General features: G+C 64.1%; 10 protein-coding genes. 3 read left to right on the top strand and 7 right to left on the bottom strand.

The annotated features are described in order from the left end of the window. Window position 1: 1 nt before the first annotated feature. The 7 genes from C7G42_RS29090 to C7G42_RS29060 all read right to left on the bottom strand — a co-directional run bounded on the left by C7G42_RS29090 (window position 2) and on the right by C7G42_RS29060 (window position 7652). The gene (locus tag C7G42_RS29090; RefSeq protein ID WP_245428025.1) at window positions 2-832 is read right to left on the bottom strand and encodes a formylglycine-generating enzyme family protein; all 831 of its coding nucleotides are present in this window, start codon (window positions 830-832) and stop codon (window positions 2-4) included. Window positions 833-979: 147 nt separating this feature from the next. Further along, window positions 980-2623: an arylsulfatase gene (locus C7G42_RS29085; RefSeq protein ID WP_106952353.1), complete on the bottom strand. Its 1644-nt coding sequence runs from the start codon at window positions 2621-2623 to the stop codon at window positions 980-982. A gap of 32 nt (window positions 2624-2655) precedes the next feature. Next, the gene (locus C7G42_RS29080; protein WP_106952352.1) at window positions 2656-3429 is read right to left on the bottom strand and encodes a GntR family transcriptional regulator; all 774 of its coding nucleotides are present in this window, start codon (window positions 3427-3429) and stop codon (window positions 2656-2658) included. A 4-nt stretch (window positions 3430-3433) separates the two neighbouring features. Continuing rightward, window positions 3434-4486 (bottom strand): ABC transporter ATP-binding protein, encoded by a 1053-nt coding sequence (locus C7G42_RS29075; RefSeq protein ID WP_106952351.1) that lies wholly within the window; start codon window positions 4484-4486, stop codon window positions 3434-3436. Then, window positions 4483-5322 (bottom strand): carbohydrate ABC transporter permease, encoded by an 840-nt coding sequence (locus C7G42_RS29070; RefSeq protein ID WP_106952350.1) that lies wholly within the window; start codon window positions 5320-5322, stop codon window positions 4483-4485. Before C7G42_RS29070 ends, C7G42_RS29075 begins: the two co-directional genes overlap by 4 nt. After that, on the bottom strand, window positions 5319-6254 hold the full coding sequence (locus C7G42_RS29065) for a carbohydrate ABC transporter permease (protein ID WP_106952349.1): 936 nt from the start codon (window positions 6252-6254) through the stop codon (window positions 5319-5321). Before C7G42_RS29065 ends, C7G42_RS29070 begins: the two co-directional genes overlap by 4 nt. 3 nt (window positions 6255-6257) lie before the next feature. Further along, complete coding sequence (locus C7G42_RS29060) at window positions 6258-7652, bottom strand: ABC transporter substrate-binding protein (protein ID WP_106952348.1); 1395 nt, start codon at window positions 7650-7652, stop codon at window positions 6258-6260. 331 nt (window positions 7653-7983) lie between these two features. Between C7G42_RS29060 and C7G42_RS29055 the strand changes: the two genes are divergently transcribed. The 3 genes from C7G42_RS29055 (at window position 7984) to C7G42_RS29040 (ending at window position 16829) form a co-directional block, all read left to right on the top strand. Beyond that, the gene (locus C7G42_RS29055; RefSeq protein ID WP_158537642.1) at window positions 7984-8472 is read left to right on the top strand and encodes an efflux RND transporter periplasmic adaptor subunit; all 489 of its coding nucleotides are present in this window, start codon (window positions 7984-7986) and stop codon (window positions 8470-8472) included. A gap of 664 nt (window positions 8473-9136) precedes the next feature. Then, window positions 9137-15412, top strand: a complete 6276-nt coding sequence (pks2, locus tag C7G42_RS29045) for a sulfolipid-1 biosynthesis phthioceranic/hydroxyphthioceranic acid synthase (protein ID WP_199581202.1) — start codon at window positions 9137-9139, stop codon at window positions 15410-15412. Then, window positions 15405-16829, top strand: coding sequence for a condensation domain-containing protein (locus tag C7G42_RS29040; RefSeq protein ID WP_147250296.1), 1425 nt, complete (start codon window positions 15405-15407; stop codon window positions 16827-16829). Before pks2 ends, C7G42_RS29040 begins: the two co-directional genes overlap by 8 nt. Window positions 16830-16841 lie beyond the last annotated feature (12 nt).

Below are 16841 nucleotides of genomic sequence, written 5' to 3'. Positions count from 1 at the left end.
CCTATGCAGGATCCCGCAGCGGCTCGATGCGCACGACGCGGAAGCCGATATTGCTCGACGCGGAGTCGGGCGTATTGGAGCTTCGCGCCGCGACCCGGTAGCGATTGCAGTAGGATTCGTGGCAGAGGAAGGATCCGCCACGCATCGATCGCCTGGGAGCTGGCTCGCGGTTCAAGGGGTCTCGCGATGGCGTGAGGCGGTGATAGCTCGGCGAAAAATAGTCCTGGCACCATTCCCAGACATTTCCGGCGACATTGTGCAGGCCATATCCGTTGGGCACGAAAGCGTGAACGGGAGCCGTGCCGAAATAGCCATCGTCTACGGTGTTGCCGTCGGGAAAGTTGCCCTGCCAGATGTTGCAGCGATGCTCGCCGTCGGGCTGCAGCGCGTTGCCCCAGGGATAGGCGGCCTGGTCCAACCCGCCGCGCGCGGCCATCTCCCATTCCGCTTCGGTCGGCAGGCGCGTGCCGGACCATTGGCAGTAAGCCTCCGCGTCGTTCCAGGAGACGTGGACGACGGGATGATCGAGCCGGTCAAGGATGCTGCTGGTCGGTCCTTCCGGCTGCGCCCAATAAGCCCGCGTCACCGGGATCCACCATGGCGTGTCCTGGACGCGCATCGTGTGCGCGGTGCGCGTCGCTTCGGTCACGAGCCCCTCGAAGACAAAGCTCCAGCCGTAGCGCTCGGCATCCGTCGTGTAGCCCGTGGCCCGGACGAAGTCGCCGAATTGCAGATTGCTCACGGTGTAGCAGGCAATGGCAAACGGCGACAGCGTGACGAGCCGCACCGGACCTTCGCCGTCCTCGACAAAGCCCCCGTCGGCGGATCCCATGTGGAACGTTCCGCCGATCAGTGAGCTCCAGCGGCGCGGGATCGGGGTTGGACTCGGAAGGACCGTGACTTGCGCGTCGATGCCGGCCGCCGGTTCATTGCCGGCGGTGCGCAGGGTGCAACAATGTGAGCGATCCCCGGTCATGCCCTATTTCTGCTTCTCTTCCTCCCAGAAGGCGGTGCCGCCTTCCGCCTCCATCAGCTCGAGAATCTTCTCGCGCGGGATCACGCCGCAACGGTTCGCCCATTGCTGATACTGAGCCGTCATCTCGCGGACGCGATCTGGATGTTGCGCGGCCAGATCGTTCATCTCGGTACGATCCATCTCCATATCGTAGAGCTCCCAGGGGCCGGGATACTTTCGGACCAGCTTCCACTTGCCGACGCGCACGGCCGCATTGCCCTCGTGCTCCCAGAACAGCGGCCCACGGTTGCCATAGGCTGAGGCGAATGACGGCACCAAACTCTCGCCTTCGCAGGGCAGGATCGCGTTGCCGTTATACTCCTTGGGATAGGTGGCGCCGGTGACGTCGAGGATGGTCGCCATCACATCCGTGAGCTGGCTTGGATTGTGCCGCAGGCCGCCTTTTTCGGAGATGCCGCGTGGCCAGTGCACGATGAACGGCGTCGCGATGCCGCCTTCGTGGATCCAGTGCTTGTAGAGCCGAAACGGCGTGTTGGAGAGATTGGCCCAGGCCGTACCATAGCTCTGATAGGTGTCTTCGGCGCCGGGCATGAGGCTCGGATCGTTGCCGAAGCGCACCGACCTGCCGTCGCGGGTCTTTGCCTGCGCGATCATGAGCTGGTCGACCAGCTCTTTCGCGGTGACCCCCTCCGGAATGTCCTCGGCGCAGGCGCCGTTGTCGGACAGGAAAATGATCAGCGTGTTGTCCATCTGGCCGGTCTCTTCCAGCGCCTTCAGGATCCGGCCGATGCCCTGGTCCATGCGATCGATCTGGGCTGCGTAGACTTCCATGCAGCGCAGCGTCCATTCGCGTTGCTCCGCGTCGCTCCACGGCGGTTGGGTCGGATCGCGATCGGTGAGGCGCCAGTTCGGATGGATGATACCGTCATCGACGAGGCGCTTGAGGCGCTCTTCGCGCAGCCTGTCCCAGCCCGCATCGAAGCGCCCCTTGTACTTGGCGATATCCTCGTCGTGGGCATGGAGCGGCCAGTGCGGCGCCGTGTAGGCGACGTACTGGAAGAACGGGGCGTCGGGCTTTTCCGACTTGTGCTGGCGGATGAAGGCCGCAGCCTGATCGCTGATCGCGTCGGTGTAGAAGAACGACGGATCTTTCTCGGCCTCGTGCTCGATGTTTTCGTTGCCGCGCGTCAGCGTGTTCGGATGATAGAAGCTGCCGGCGCCGATGATGGTGCCGTAGAAATGATCAAAGCCACGCTGCATCGGCCACGCGTCGGTCGGCTCCGTCAGGCTGCTGGCGATGTGCCATTTGCCGCTGAGATAGGACGTGTAGTTCCTGCTCTTCAGGGCCTCGGCAATGGTCACGCAGCTCTTGTTCAGATTGCCGGCATAGCCCTCCGGGCCGTTGCTGTAGGTAAGGATGCCGATGCCGGTCTGGTGCGGATGCAGGCCGGTGAGCAGTGAGGCACGCGAGGGGCTGCAGCGGGCGGTGTTGTAGAACTGCGAATAGCGCAAGCCATTGGCCGCAAGCCGATCGAGGTTCGGCGTCTGGATCTCGCCGCCGTAACAGCCGATGTCCGAAAAGCCCATGTCGTCGTTGAGGATGAGCAGGATGTTAGGGCTGTCCGGGGTCTTTGCGCCATTCGGCATGTTCGTGTCCTCGTTATTGACGTGTGGCGTTGTCAGTGGCGGCGCGTCAGGCTGATGCTGAGGCGGAAATATTTCGGCAGATAGACGGCACGCAGCAGCTCGAGCGCCCGTCCGTCCTTGCCGAAGGTGACGCGTTCGATGGCGAGCAGGGGCGAGCCGACCTTCACGCCCAGCAGCTTGGCGCTGCTGGCGTCAGCGAGATCGGCGCTGATGGTCTGCTGCGCGTCCTTGATGGTGAGCCCGAGCTCATCCTCGAAGACGCGATACATCAGGATCGAGACCAGGTCGCGCTTCTCGAGCTCGAGACCGATGTCCGGCGGATAAAACGCGTGCTCGATCGCGATCGGCGTGTCGTCCGCGAAGCGGAGACGTCGAAGCTGCCAGACGGCCCGCTCGCGAAGCTGCTCGCGAACGGCGGGATCGTGGCGGTTGGTCATGCCCTGCTGCAGGATCTTTGCACCGGCTTGGTAGCCGGCGTCGCGGATGGTTTCCGAAAAACCCATGAGATGGCCGACCCAGTTCTCGGGCTGGTTCGAGCGCAGGAAGGTGCCGCGGCCGCGCGAGCGGTCGAACATGCCTTCGTTCACGAGGGGCGCGATGGCGTTGCGGATGGTGATCCGGCTGACGCCGAAATGACGGCCGAGTTCGGCTTCGGTCATGAGGCGGCCGGTCTCGTCGATCAGCTTGCCGTCACGCACCTGGTTGCGGATGGATTCCCGGATCTGGATGTGCAGGGGCGTTGAGCTTTCCCCGGTCACATCACTGCCCAGCGGTGCGGGCTTCTTCTTGCGCGTTTGAACAGCCATGGTGTCAGAGCCGCATGCGTGTCGCTGGGTCGAACAGGTGAATATCCTGCGGGCGTGAGGAGATCGAGATCGTGTCGCCTTCGGCGGGAATGTTGCCGTCGGAGACGCGCATGCGGATCATGGTGCCGGCGCAGTCGAGGTCGAGCACAGCGGTATCGCCGAGGTCCTCGATGAGGTCGACGCGCGCGCTGAGGCCGCCTTCCGTCATGCGCAGGGCGCCGGGACGAAGCCCGACCACCACATCGCGATCACCCGCGGTCGTGCTCGTCGTCTTGAAACGATGGCCCGCGACAATGACGTCGCCGTTCACGTAGCGGGCCGGGATGAGGTTCATGGGGGGATTGCCGATGAAACCGGCAATGTCGATCGAGTTCGGACGCGCGAACACCTCGGCGGGCGTGCCGACCTGCTGGATCTCGCCTGACATGAACACCGCCATGCGATCCGCGAGCGTCATGGCCTCTTCCTGATCGTGCGTGACGTAGACGGCGGTGACGCCGAGCGAGCGCTGCAGCTTCTTCAGCTCTGCGCGGGTTTCCAGCCGCAGCTTGGCGTCGAGGTTGGACAGGGGCTCGTCGAGCAGGAACAGGCGGGCCTTGCGCACGATGGCGCGGGCCAGCGCGCAGCGCTGCTGCTGGCCGCCCGAGAGCTGGCCGGGCTTGCGGTCGAGCAAATGGTCGATCTTCACCTTGCGCGCGGCGTCCTTGACCGCAGGCGCGATATCGGCCTTCGGCAGCTTCGCCATTTCCAGGGGGAAGGCGATGTTCTCGGCCACTGTCATGTGCGGATAGAGCGCGTAGCTCTGGAACACCATGGCGATGTCGCGGTCGCGTGCGTCGGTCGAGGTGACATCCTTGTCGTCGATCAGCACGCGGCCGGCTGTCGGCGCATCCAAACCGGCGAGAATGCGCAGCGTCGTGCTCTTGCCCGAGCCCGAGGGCCCGAGCAGGGCGAAGAACTCGCCCGGCTTGATGTCGAAGTTTACGCCCTTCAGCGCGGTGAACTCGCCGTGCATCTTGACGATGTTGCGAAAACTGACCTGACCCTGGCCGCTCATCGGCGCCCTCCGCCTTTGACTGCACCGACCGTCAGGCCCTTCACGATATGCTTCTGCGCGACCACACCGAGGACGACGACAGGAAGCATGGCGAGAACCGAGACTGCAGCGAGCTTGGCCCACAATGTCTGTTCGACGGAAACGAAATTGAACATGGCGACCGTGACCGGACGTACCGTGTTGCCGCTAAGTACGACCGCGAACAGGAATTCGTTCCACGCGTTGAGGAACACGAACACCACGGTCACGGCAATGCCGCCCCGGACCTGCGGAATGATGATGCGCCAGAGGGTTTTGAGCCGGCTGGCGCCGTCGAGATAGGCGGCTTCTTCCATCTCGAAGGGAATGTCCTCGAAATAGGAGACCAGCAACCAGATCGCGAAGGGCAGGGAGAACGACAGATAGATCAGGATGATGCCCTGATAGGTGTCGATCCAGCCGATGTTCCGCAGCACCAGGAAGTAGGGGATGATGATGCCGACCGGCGGCAGCATCTGCGTTGCGAGCACGTAGAAGCCCGCGAACTTCTTACCGCGAAAGCGCAGGCGCGCCAGCGCGTAGGCCGCGGGCACCGCCATCAGCATCGTGACGATGGTGGTGCCGACCGAAATGATGGCGCTGGAAAGAAGGTTCGGCAGGATCGATCCCGAGCCGAACAGCACGTCGCGATAGGCGTCCAGGGTCGGCGCGAACACCAGCTTGGGCGGATAGGCCAGCACGTCGGAATCGGTCTTGAGCGAGTTCAGCACGCTCCAGATGATGGGGAACGCCCAGGCCAGCAGGAAAACCATGGAGATCGCCAGCAGGGCGAAGACGCGAAGGCGCTTTGCGGTCATTTCGCCCTCCGCATCGCGAACAGGATGCCGGAGATGACGATGGTCACGATCAGGAGGGCGACCGCGAGTGCAGAACCGTAGCCGATCGACAGTTCGGTGAAGGATTTCCGGTAGGCATAGAGATTGAGGATTTCGGTCGCTGTGCCGGGCCCGCCCGCCGTGACGGTGAAGATCGCCGCGAACGCGGTCAGTGCCACCATGGTCCTCATGATGATGACCATGACGATCGCCGGGCGCAGCAAGGGCAGGGTGATGCGGCGAAAGCGTTGCCAGGCGGAGGCGCGGTCGAGCCGCGCTGCCTCGTAGATATCCTCGGGCAGCGAGGCGAGCGATGCCAGCAGCACCATGAACGCGAACGGCGTCCACTGCCAGGTATGGATCGCGATCACCGAGACCATCGCGAGCGTGGGATCGCCGAGCCAGTTCTTGCTGCCGAGCCCCGCATTGATCGCGAGGAAATCCACGATGCCGAATTCCGGCGCCAGCATGAAGGTACGCCAGATCATGCCGACCACGGCCGGCGACAGCACCACGGGCAAGATGGCGATGACGCGGAACCAGCCCTGGCCGCGCTTCATGTCCATGACCAGCAAGGCGAGCGCGAGGCCAATGACGACCTGAAGCGCAACGGTCGAGCCGGTATAGACGAGGCTCACCAGCAGCGAGGTCCAGAAACGTTCGTCGGAGAGGAGAACTTGGTAGTTGTCGACCCCGACGAAGCCGTTGGTGAACGGCATCGCCAGATCCATCCGAAACGCACTGGTATAGACCAGGAAGAGCAGCGGAAACGTCGTCGTAGCCAGCAGGGCGAGAAACGCCGGTGCAAGCAGGGCCGCCGCAAACCGGCGCTCGCGCTGTGCCAGGACGCGGCCGAAATCGCTGCGAGGCGCCTCGCTCGCGATCCCGGCCGATGCCACCGCTGTCGTCGCCATGGCTCAGCCGCGCATCATCGGTTCGATCCGGCGTTGCGCATCGTCCAAGGCGGCCTTGATCGTGGCCTGGCCGGAGAGGGCCGACTGGATCGCGGTTGCCATGGTATCACCGATCGCCGGCCATTGCGGCACGCGCGGACGCCAGTCGACGTCGGTGTCCTCCTGCAGAGCGCCCATCGTGGCCTCCACGAAGTTTTCGCCAAAGCCGCTCATCAGCTTGATGTAGTCGGGATCCTTCCACACCGACGTGCGGTTGACGCCCGAGCGTTTGGTGGGGCCGGCGAAACGATGCGCGGTGCGCGCCTGGGTCTCGGCGCTCGTGGCCCACTGGATGAAAAGCCAGGTCGCCTTGCGCTTCTTCTCCGGCAGCGCGGAATTGATCGGGAAGCCCCAGTTCCAGATCGAGGTGGTGCGCTTGCCCGACGGGCCCTTCGGCCAGCGTGCATAGGCAACCTTGCCGATCACCTTGGACTTCTCGGGATTGTTGATGACGGAGGCCGAGGAATGCGCGTCGATGTAGCTTGCGACCGTTCCTTGCGAGAACGCATCCGCGATGTCGGGCCAGTTCCAGTTTGCAGCCGCCGTCGGCGCGTACTTCTTCATGATATCGACGTACCAGGCGAGCGCCGCCTCGGCTTCGGGGCCGTTGACGGTGAGCTTGCCGCCCTTCATCCATTCGCCGCCGAACTCACGGAAGATCGACGGATAGATGTACATGTTCTGGCCGGCGCCGGCGACACCGCGCAGCGCTGCGCCCCAGACGCGATCGTTCGGGGTATTCAACGCCGCGGCGTTCGACATGTAGGCTTCCAGCGTGTCGGCCGGCTTCAGGCCCTTCGCGTCATAGAGGTCCTTGCGATAGACCTGAATGGTGACTTCGCCGTCATAGGGCATGCCGTAGAGCTTGCCGTCGATGCCGTTGGCGCTGCGCCAGGCCGGAATGATGTCGTCGAGCTTGAACCAGACCTGATCGGTCAGCGACTTGTCGTTCAGATAGGTGTCGAGCGGCTCGACCCATTTGTTGGCGGCACAGAGCGCGTAATACATTGGATCCGCAGCATGGGTCGCGTAGGTGCCGGTTTTCGAGGTCAGGTCGATGACGCTCTTCTGCCGGATCTGCGCCGGCGGAATCTTTTCGAAACGGACGTCGATGCCGGTGAGTGCCTTGAACTGCGGCGCCAGCGTGATGAGGTTTTCGAAATAGCTCGCCGGGATCACGGCGACTGTGATGGTCTCGCCCGAGACCTGCTGCCAATCGATCTGAGCGGATTTGTAAGGCGCGAGGTCGGCATCCTGCGCTGAGGCTTGCCGGAGTAAAGCCGGACCAATTGTCGCGAAAGCGGCGGCTGCGGTTCCGGTCTTGAGTAGCGTTCGTCGCGTCGGCGTGAATGACGGCATGCGGTCCTCCCGAAAATCCGGATTTTTACTTTCCGGTTAGTTAGAACATTTGCCCAAATGTTATAACAAGTCAACCGCGGCAAATGGGTTGGCGACGGGATGCGCCTGCGTCGGCCTCTGTCGATCCACCCGCACAAAAACATTCCGATCTACCGAAACCTGGTTTCGGCGCATGTCTGGTCCATCCCGGGGCATAAGCCGTCCAGCACTGCGCAGTGAGCACGTTGCCGCAATTCACGGCTGTGGCGTCAGGGGTGGCGCTTTCGAATGCAACGATCAGGCGACGCTGTGTTCACTTTCTTACCGAGCAGATGCCAGCCGCCGTCTCCTCATGGCGAAGGGCGCAGCCTCGGCCGCGGCTCTCGACGAGATCGAGTCCGACTTTGGCGTGGCAAGTCAGGATCTGCGGGAAGCGCAAGCCAATTTGCGCATCGCGCTGCTCGAAGTGCTGCGGGCCGAGGAGGTCCTGAAGCTACGTTCTGTCAGGAGCCCCATCGACGGCGTGGTGGCCGAACGAAATCTCCTTGGTGGGGAGTATGCCTACGATCAGGCGCCGATCATGACGATTGCGCAGATCAATCCGCTCAACGTCGAGGTCTTCGTGCCCATCGCCCTGTACGGTACCATCAAAGTGGGAATGGAGGCCGCAGTGACAGGTGAAGCGCCGGTCAGCGGCCGCTACGTCGCAAAGGTCGAAGTGATCGATCCTCTCATCGACGCCCGAAGCGGCACTTTCGGGATCCGGCCTCTATTGCCCAATCCCGACAACAAGCTACCTGCCGGACTTCGCTGCAAGGTCGAGTTTCCGAATGTATCTTGAGTCAATTTCCGGTGCTGAGGCGGAGACGGAGGAGGGGTAGCCCACCATATAAATCAATCACTTGCATTGATCGCGATACAGCAATTGGCCTCATTTTACAGGCCATTCTACAGGTCTGTTTGCCCTTCGAGCTTCATGACCGCTGCCTCTCCGAGCCTGATGTCGCGACCAAGGCAATGCGTATCGAGAATTGCCTCGACGTCCTTTAAGGAGTGACCGGTCACGGCAGCGATCTGCGGCCCGCTTGCGCCGGCGATCGCCAGGCGAACCGCTGCGGTACTGTCAGGTCTTGAAACGTAAGATTGTTGACACCAGCTCGCACGCATGCCTTTGACCACGACGTCCTGAAGCCGTCGGACGTCCGGGGCGGCCGAGCGTGTCTGTCAGGATGATCCGGCCGCGACGCAAAGTCGTGTCGAGGGGTGGTGATGATGCCGCGATCCTTTGCAAGTACATGATGCGGGCAAACACGGTCCAGGCGAGTTCAGCCTTGCGTGGTGTGCTGGCGCACTTGGGGCGCCCTTTTCGCCACGGGCTCAGCAGGCTCGATCCAGCCATCTCCCAGCCACCAAGGGTGCTGGACCATTGATAGGAGGATCAATAGTTTAGTGTCGCATGTATTGATTTGGACCGAAAAGTCTTTCCCCATAAGAAGGTCTTGATAGTGACTGCGATTGCTGTTGTTGGCATCGGCTGCAGACTCCCGGGATACATCGACTCCCCGGAATCCTTGTGGGGCGCGCTGCTGGCAGGCACCGACCTCGTTGGCGAGATTCCGCAGCAGCGCTGGAATGCCGACGATTACTACGAGCCCATAGCGGGCGTGGCGGGCCGCTCGGTTTCGCGCTGGGGCGCCTTCCTGGACGACCCATCAGGCTTTGATCATCGCTTTTTCGGTATCGGTGAACCCGAGGCCATCGCCATGGACCCTCAGCACCGGCTGTTGCTCGAGGTCGCTTGGGAGGCCGCCGAACATTCCGGCCGCGATCCGCGCAGCCTGTTCGGGACCGATGCCGGCGTGTTCTTCGGCCTTTCGCACCAGGACTACATGCAGGTCACGCGTGACGCAGATGCGATGGGCCAGGCCTACGCTTTCACTGGAACGCCCTTCAGCATGGCATCAGGGCGGGTTGCACATGCAATGGGCCTCACGGGTCCTGCCATCACCATGGACACGGCCTGCTCGTCCAGCCTCGTCGCCGTGCACGCGGCCCGGCGAAGCCTGCTTGCGCGCGAATGCCACGTCGCGTTTGCCGGCGGGGCCATGTTGATGTTCTCGCCCACGAGCTTCGCTTCGGCGTCGGGTCTCGGCATGCTGTCACCGACAGGGCGGTGTCATGCGTTTGACGAGCGAGCCGATGGCTTTGTTCGCGCCGAAGGCTGCGGCGTGGTGATGCTCAAGCTGCTGAGCGACGCCCTGCGCGACGACGACCGCGTGCTCGCCGTCATTCGCGGTAGCGCCGTCAACCAGGATGGACGCACGCACAACATTCTCGCGCCTTCGCGCGCGGCCCAGGTCGCGGTGATCGATCGTGCGCTTGCCGAGGCACAGGTTGATCCCTCATCCGTCGGCATGATCGAGGCGCACGGCACTGGTACGCCGGTGGGCGACACGGAGGAGTTCCACAGTCTCTCGACGCAGTATGGACGACATTCGCCCTGCGCCCTCGGCTCGCTCAAAAGCAACCTTGGCCACGCGGAATCGGCGGCGGGCGTCCTTGGTCTGATCAAGGCGACGCTCGCGCTGGCACATGGCGTCGTACCGCGATCGCTTCACTTCCGTCAGCTGCCTGCGCATCTCCAGCCAATCGAGACGCGGCTTTTTATCCCGACCGACACCGTGCCCTGGCCTTCGACTGGTCCCGACGGCCTTCGCCGCGCGGCCGTATCGTCTTACGGCATGTCCGGCACGAACGCGCACGTCGTGCTCGAACAGGCTCCTCGGGCACTTGCCTCATCTTATCGACCAGGGGCCGCCAGACCACAGGAGCAGCCGTGGCTGTTTCCAATTTCTTCGACCTCGCCGGAGGCGCTTCGCGCAACGGCTGCGCACCTTGCGTCTTGGCTGGACGGGAGCTCCGCCAGTCATCGCCCCGTTGACGTCGCGCGGACCCTTGCCTGCAGGCGTGGGCACCGAACAGTCCGGCAGGCGCTCATTGCGAAAACGCTCGGCGGCCTGTCGGCGCAATTGCGCGAGCTCGCAGCCGCTCAGTCTATCGATGCGGACTGGGCCGAGCATGATAGCAGCGGTCCCGTCTTCGTATTCTCCGGACAGGGCTCGCAGTGGGACTCGATGGGCGCGGAATTGCTCGATATCGACCCGGTCTTCGCCGGGACGGTTGCCGCTATCGAGCCTCTGATTCAGGCAATCGGCGACTTCTCGGTGACCGATACCCTGCGTCGCCCCGCGCAACTCGAAGGCATCGAACGTATCCAGCCGGCGATTTTCACATTTCAGGTCGCGCTGGCAGCATCGTTGAAAGCCCAGGGTGTGGTGCCGTCGGCAGTGATCGGCCATTCGATGGGTGAGGTATCCGCGGCAGTCGTGACCGGCGCGCTCTCGCTCGAAGATGGCGTGCGGGTGATCTGTCATCGCGCCATGCTGTGCCAGACGCTCGCTGGATCCGGCGCGATGGCCGCCGTCGGGATGGCACCGGCGGCGGTTCGCGAAGATCTGGCGCGCCGACGGATTGACGATGTCGAGATTGCCGTGCTGGCTGCGCCGACCTCGACAGTCGTCGGGGGCTCCGTCGAGGCCGTGCAGCGCCTCGTGGCTGCGTGGCAAGCCGAGGGCCTTTTCGCTCGTGAGGTCGCGGTGGATGTGGCCTCACACACGTCGCAAGTCGAACCGATTCTGGCGCAGCTGTCGGAGCGCCTCGCGGAGGTGACTGCGCACGATCCGCGCATACTGATGTACTCCACCGTGCTGCTTGATCCGCGCGAATCCCCGGTTTGCGACGGCCCCTACTGGATCGACAACCTTCGGCAGTCGGTTCGCTTCCGTCCCGCCGTGCAGGCGGCGCTCGAAGACGGACACCGCGTATTCGTCGAGCTTTCGCCGCACCCGATCGTGACCCGCGCAGTGCTGGAGAATGCTGCCGCGACGGACTTCGCCGTCCGCGCGCTTCCGTCGATGACCCGCGGCGAGCCTATGCCCAACGGGCTTTTGAATCTGGTCGGCGCCGTCCATGTCGCGGGAGCCGCGATCGATTTCAATGTCCTGTATCCGGACGGCCAGCTGCTTGACCTTCCGTTGCCGGCCTGGACGCACTATCCCCTGTTCCTTGCGCCGGCGACGCCGCCCGTAGGCGCGCATCACGTGCCGTCGACGCATCCGCTGTTGAACGTCCACCGCGTCCTGCACGAAGAGCCGGAACGTCACATCTGGGCATGTGAGGTTGGGCTCGGTGCCCACCCCTGGCTTGCGGATCATCGGGTCAACGGAACGCCGCTTTTCCCGGGTGCTGGCTTCTGCGAGATGGCGCTCGCCGCGGCGCGCACGGCCCTCGGCACATCGCTCGTCGAGGTGCAGACGATCACGTTCGACCACGCGTTGCGGTTGGAGCCATCGTTGCCGATCGTCTGCTCGGCAGTGCTGGACAGACCGGGTGAGTTGAATTTCAGGCTGGAGAGCCAGGCGAACCGCGAAGCGTCGGTCCTTGCAAGCGCCCGGCTTTCTGGCGCTCCCTCTGCAAAGCCGCCGGCCGCGCACGACTTAGCCGCGCTGCGCGCCGCTCACGCGACGCCCGTTGCTGCGGAGGAGGTGTGGAGGTGGTTCGACTCGCAGGGCATCCAGTACGGCCCGTCATTTCGCGCGCTGGCCCCGGACTTGGCGATGTCTGCGGACGGCGCTTCGCTCCTTGCGGATCTTCGGCTCCCGATCTCGCTCCGAACGGGCCGGCGGGGCTACACGGTGCATCCCGTGCTGCTCGACGCGTGCTTCCAGTCCGTCGGGGCGTTCGCCCGGGTCGTTTCGGAGACAAACGGGCGCCTGCTGCTGCCGCGCTCGGTACGAAGCCTCCGGCTCCACCGCACAGACGCCGAAGTCGCCCACTGCATGACCCGCTTGGTAGCCATCGACGCGCTGCACGTCGAAGCGGACATTGAATTGCTTGACGCCTCCGGTCGCGTGCTGCTCAGTGTTGATGGATTGGAACTGTGGAGCGGCGCGGCCGAACAGCACGCCGATGCCGTCGCCTGCAACGCGCGCCTGCTCGACATAACCTGGCAGCCATGGGACATTCCTCGCGCCAAGGTCAGGCCGGACGACGGCGCCTGGTTGCTGCTCGATGCCGATGATGCGGCGCACCGCTTGATGTTGGATCTGGAAGGAAGCCTGCGCGATCAAGGGTTCAAGTCTCGGATCCTCAGTTGCGCCGGGGTGGGGAAGGGGGACGCATGGCGCGAGCAAATCGAAGACGCTCTGCGTCTGCATCGCCCTGGAGCTGTGGTGGTGGTCTTGCCACGCGGCAATGAGCCGGCGAAACCCGACGCATCTCGGGCGAACATAAGCCGCCTGCTACACCTAACCAACGCACTGAGGCAATGCGAGCGGCGGCCCCGGCTCTTCGTGGTCACCTGTATGGCCCAACGCGTCCTGCCTGACGACACGGTTCAGCTCGCGCATGCCGGTGTGCGTGGATGGCTGCGAGCCATCGGTGCCGAGTGTCCCGCACTCCATCCCACCCAGATCGACGTAACGCCGCAGCCTGACGTGTCACTGCTTCGGTCTCAACTACTGAGCGGCTCGGACGAAGACGAAACGGCGCTGCGCGGAGGGAGCGCGTATGTCGCACGAATGCAGCGAAGTCCCCTTGGTCACGCTGATCGTCGCATGGTGGACCACGACGCGGCTCGCGACGGTCTTCGCCTGGAAATCCGCGTGCCCGGTGATCTGCAGAGCCTGGAGATGACCGCATTCGAGCGTCGTGCGCCGGGCGCGGGCGAGGTGGAAGTGGCCGTCCATGCCACAAGTGTCAATTTCGCCGATGTGCTCGTTGCCCTTGGCCGCTATCCTTCACTCGATGGTCGTGCGCAGGGGCTTGGCCTGGACTTCGCAGGCATTGTCTCCGCAGTCGGGCCTGGCGTTTCGGCGTTTCGCGTGGGCGACCGCGTGGCCGGGCTCTGCTGCGGGGGCGCCTGGGGCACCTATCTGACTTGCGATGCACGCCTGCTCGTCGCGATACCCCGCACGCTCACGGATGCCGAAGCGGCCGCCATTCTCACGACAACTGCCACGGCCATCCATGGCCTCGAGGATCTGGCCCGGATCGGGCCTGGCGACAAGGTGCTCATCCACTCGGCGACCGGCGGCGTGGGGCAGGCGGCTGTGGCCATTGCCCGCGCGGCTGGTGCGGAGATATTCGCAACAGCGGGCTCGGAAGCGCGACGAGAGCTGCTGCGCGCCGACGGCATCCGCCACGTTTACGACTCTCGAACCGCGCTATTCGCCGAGCAGATCCGGCAGGACACGGCGGGCTATGGCGTGGACGTCGTCCTCAACTCGCTCACGGGCGCGGCGCAGCGCGCGGGCCTGGAGCTCCTTGCGGCGGGCGGAAGGTTCATCGAAATCGGCAAGAAGGATATCTATGGAGGCACGTGGCTGGGACTGTCTCCGTTCAAGCGCAACCTCTCGTTCTTCGCCGTCGATCTTGCGCAGATGTGTATGACGGCTCCGGCCCGCGCGCAGGCGCTGCTGTCGCGCGTCATGCGTCTTGCCGGGGAAGAGCGGTTGCGCCTGCCGGACATCGCGAGCTACCCCCTCGCCGAAGCGGCTTGCGCCATCCGAATTGTTGGCGGCGCCGGTCACACCGGCAAGCTCGTGCTCACCGTTCCGAGAACCGGATGCTACCGGGTGTCGGCGGCGCCGGAACGCTTCACGCCGTTCAGGCGCGATGGTGCATACATCGTCACAGGCGGCCTTGGCGGGCTCGGCCTGTTCCTCGCCGACGCGATGTCCGCCGCCGGAGCGGGTCGCGTCATCGTCAACGCCCGTTCCAGGCCCACCGACGTCGTGGCCAGTGTGCTCGTCGCGATGAAAGCACGCGGCACCGAGGTTCGGGTGATAAGTGCGGATATCGCGGAGCCATCGACCTCACGACGTCTGGTCGAAGCTGCCACGGCGACGGGTCTGCCGTTGCGCGGTGTCCTGCACGGTGCAGCCGTTATCGAGGACGGCATCCTTCCCTCCATCACAGACGAGAAGCTGCATCGCAACTGGGCAGCCAAGGCGGAAGGCGCCTGGCATCTGCATGCGGCAACACTGAAGCAACGACTCGACTGGTTCTGCTGCTTTTCTTCGGTCGCCGCGCTCTTTGGTTCGCCCGGACAGTCCGCGTACGCAGCCGCCAACAGCTGGCTCGATACGTTCACACAGTGGCGGCGCGCCCAGGGACTGCCGTCGTCGGCGATCGCATGGGCGGCGTGGGCGGATATCGGTGCCGGTGCGCATCTGTCGGCCCGCGGCGATGCGCGAATGATCGAGCCACACGACGGTGCTTACGCATTCGAGACGCTGCTGCGGCACGACCGGGGGTATGCCGCCTATGTCCATCTCGACGGCGCCCCATGGCTGACGGCGCTCGCCGCGCGGAGCCCGTTCGGGGCGGCGCTGTCGCACGCACCAGAGGCCGCGGGCGAGCCGGCGCGCCACCGGCGCGTGGAGTTGAGGCGCGCGCCCTCCGAAGAGCGGCCGGCCCTGCTGCGGCATCTGATCATCGAGCATCTCGGTGTCATCCTGCGCCGCACCGTGAATCCAGACCGCTCGCTTTTCGATTACGGCCTCGACTCACTCGGGACACTCCAGTTGCTGATCGCGCTCGAGGCCGACACAGGCGTCCGGCTCCGTTCCATCAACGTAACGACCGTGCGCGCACTCGCCGACACGCTGTGTGGCGCCATGCAGCAATTGCAGTCCGCTGGAGCAGATACCCGTGACTGATCTGCGTCCATTGCACGACTGGTCAGGGCCTCCTGCGATGCTGACACTCTGGCGTCCGTCCGCGGCATCGATGGAACGTGCGGAGCGCGCACCGGTGTCTGCCGTATTGCCGAGCTACGAACAGGAACAGCATCTGCACGCCTTCCGCGCCTGTGAGCAGCGGCACGAGGCGATGGCGCGGCTGCTTGTCGTCGTGTGGGAGGAGCCCGGGCGGTGTGACCCCAGGGCCATGACCCATGTGGTGACCGCACATCTGCGCAGGCACGACACGTATCGCAGTTGGTTCGAACAGCGTGACGGGGCCATCGTACGGCACATGCTCACAGATCCCGCGGCCATCCAGATGGAGCCTGTGGCACTCGGTGAGGTTCGCGCGGAGGATTGGCAGAAACACGTCATGGCAACTCCTGCACCGTTTGCGTGGGATTGCTTTCGATTTGGCGTTCTCCAGCGCGCGAATGGGTTCACGTTCTTCGCAAGCATCGACCATTTGCATGCCGATGCGACCGTCATCGCGTTCCTGATGACAGAGATCCGCTCGGCCTATCGCGCCGTGATCGACGGCGAGGGACCCCTTCAGCTCGGACTGCCAGGGAGCTATCTGGATTACTGCAGCAATCAGCGCCGGCGGGCTGCCGCAACGACGCTGGCGGATCCTGAGGTGACGCGATGGATCGCGTTTCTGCACCGCAACAGCGGGCGGATGCCCGCTTTCGCGCTGCCGCTCGGTGTGCTGGAGGATCGCTATCATGCGGAGTACGTGGATGTAGACATCCTCGAGGATGCCGTCATGGACGCGTTCGAGGCCGCGTGCCACGCTGCTGGCGCGCGAGCGATCGGCGGTCTGTTGGCCTGCGCAGCGCTGACCGAACGGGAATTGGCAGGTCGCTCGCGCTACAGTGTCGTCACGCCCACGACGACGCGAAGATCGCCAAAGGCTTTCCGGACGACGGGCTGGTGCGTCGGCGTGGTGCCGATCGATTTCGACGTGCAACAACGGACGTTTCCTGAGCTCGCCTCGACTGCCCAGAGCAACTTTGACGAACGGCTAAGCCTTGCCGATATACCGATCGAGCTCGTGCTCGAACTCGCAGCTGGACTACCGACGGTCGGGCCCGTCGCCACAGGCGGCGTCATGCTCTCCTATATGGATGTAAACGTTGCTCCACTCAGTGCACACATTGCGCGCGAATGGCATCAGGCGAATGGCCGGGTCTATATCAACCAGGGCATCGCCGCGCAGGTTGCGATCTGGCTCTTCCGTACGCAGCGCGGTCTCTCGCTCACGGCGGCTTATCCGGCAAACGAGACAGCCCGCGCATCGATGCACCGCTATGTCGAAGCGTTTGCGAGCGCATGCCGCATGGCCGCCGACGCATCGATGCCGACATACTCTGATGTCGGTCGTGAACGATGACGCAGGCGATGG

This window comes from Bradyrhizobium sp. MOS003 (genome assembly GCF_003020125.1).
Taxonomy (GTDB): Bacteria; Pseudomonadota; Alphaproteobacteria; order Rhizobiales; family Xanthobacteraceae; genus Bradyrhizobium.
Note: the sequence above shows the minus strand (reverse complement) of the source record. Positions and strands in the feature narration are given on the sequence as shown.

Coding starts and splice junctions, on each gene's coding strand:
- C7G42_RS29090 (WP_245428025.1), bottom strand. CDS start 832: ATGGGATCCGCCGACGGGGGCTTTGTCGAGGACGGCGAAGGTCCGGTG.
- C7G42_RS29085 (WP_106952353.1), bottom strand. CDS start 2,623: ATGCCGAATGGCGCAAAGACCCCGGACAGCCCTAACATCCTGCTCATC.
- C7G42_RS29080 (WP_106952352.1), bottom strand. CDS start 3,429: ATGGCTGTTCAAACGCGCAAGAAGAAGCCCGCACCGCTGGGCAGTGAT.
- C7G42_RS29075 (WP_106952351.1), bottom strand. CDS start 4,486: ATGAGCGGCCAGGGTCAGGTCAGTTTTCGCAACATCGTCAAGATGCAC.
- C7G42_RS29070 (WP_106952350.1), bottom strand. CDS start 5,322: ATGACCGCAAAGCGCCTTCGCGTCTTCGCCCTGCTGGCGATCTCCATG.
- C7G42_RS29065 (WP_106952349.1), bottom strand. CDS start 6,254: ATGGCGACGACAGCGGTGGCATCGGCCGGGATCGCGAGCGAGGCGCCT.
- C7G42_RS29060 (WP_106952348.1), bottom strand. CDS start 7,652: ATGCCGTCATTCACGCCGACGCGACGAACGCTACTCAAGACCGGAACC.
- C7G42_RS29055 (WP_158537642.1), top strand. CDS start 7,984: ATGGCGAAGGGCGCAGCCTCGGCCGCGGCTCTCGACGAGATCGAGTCC.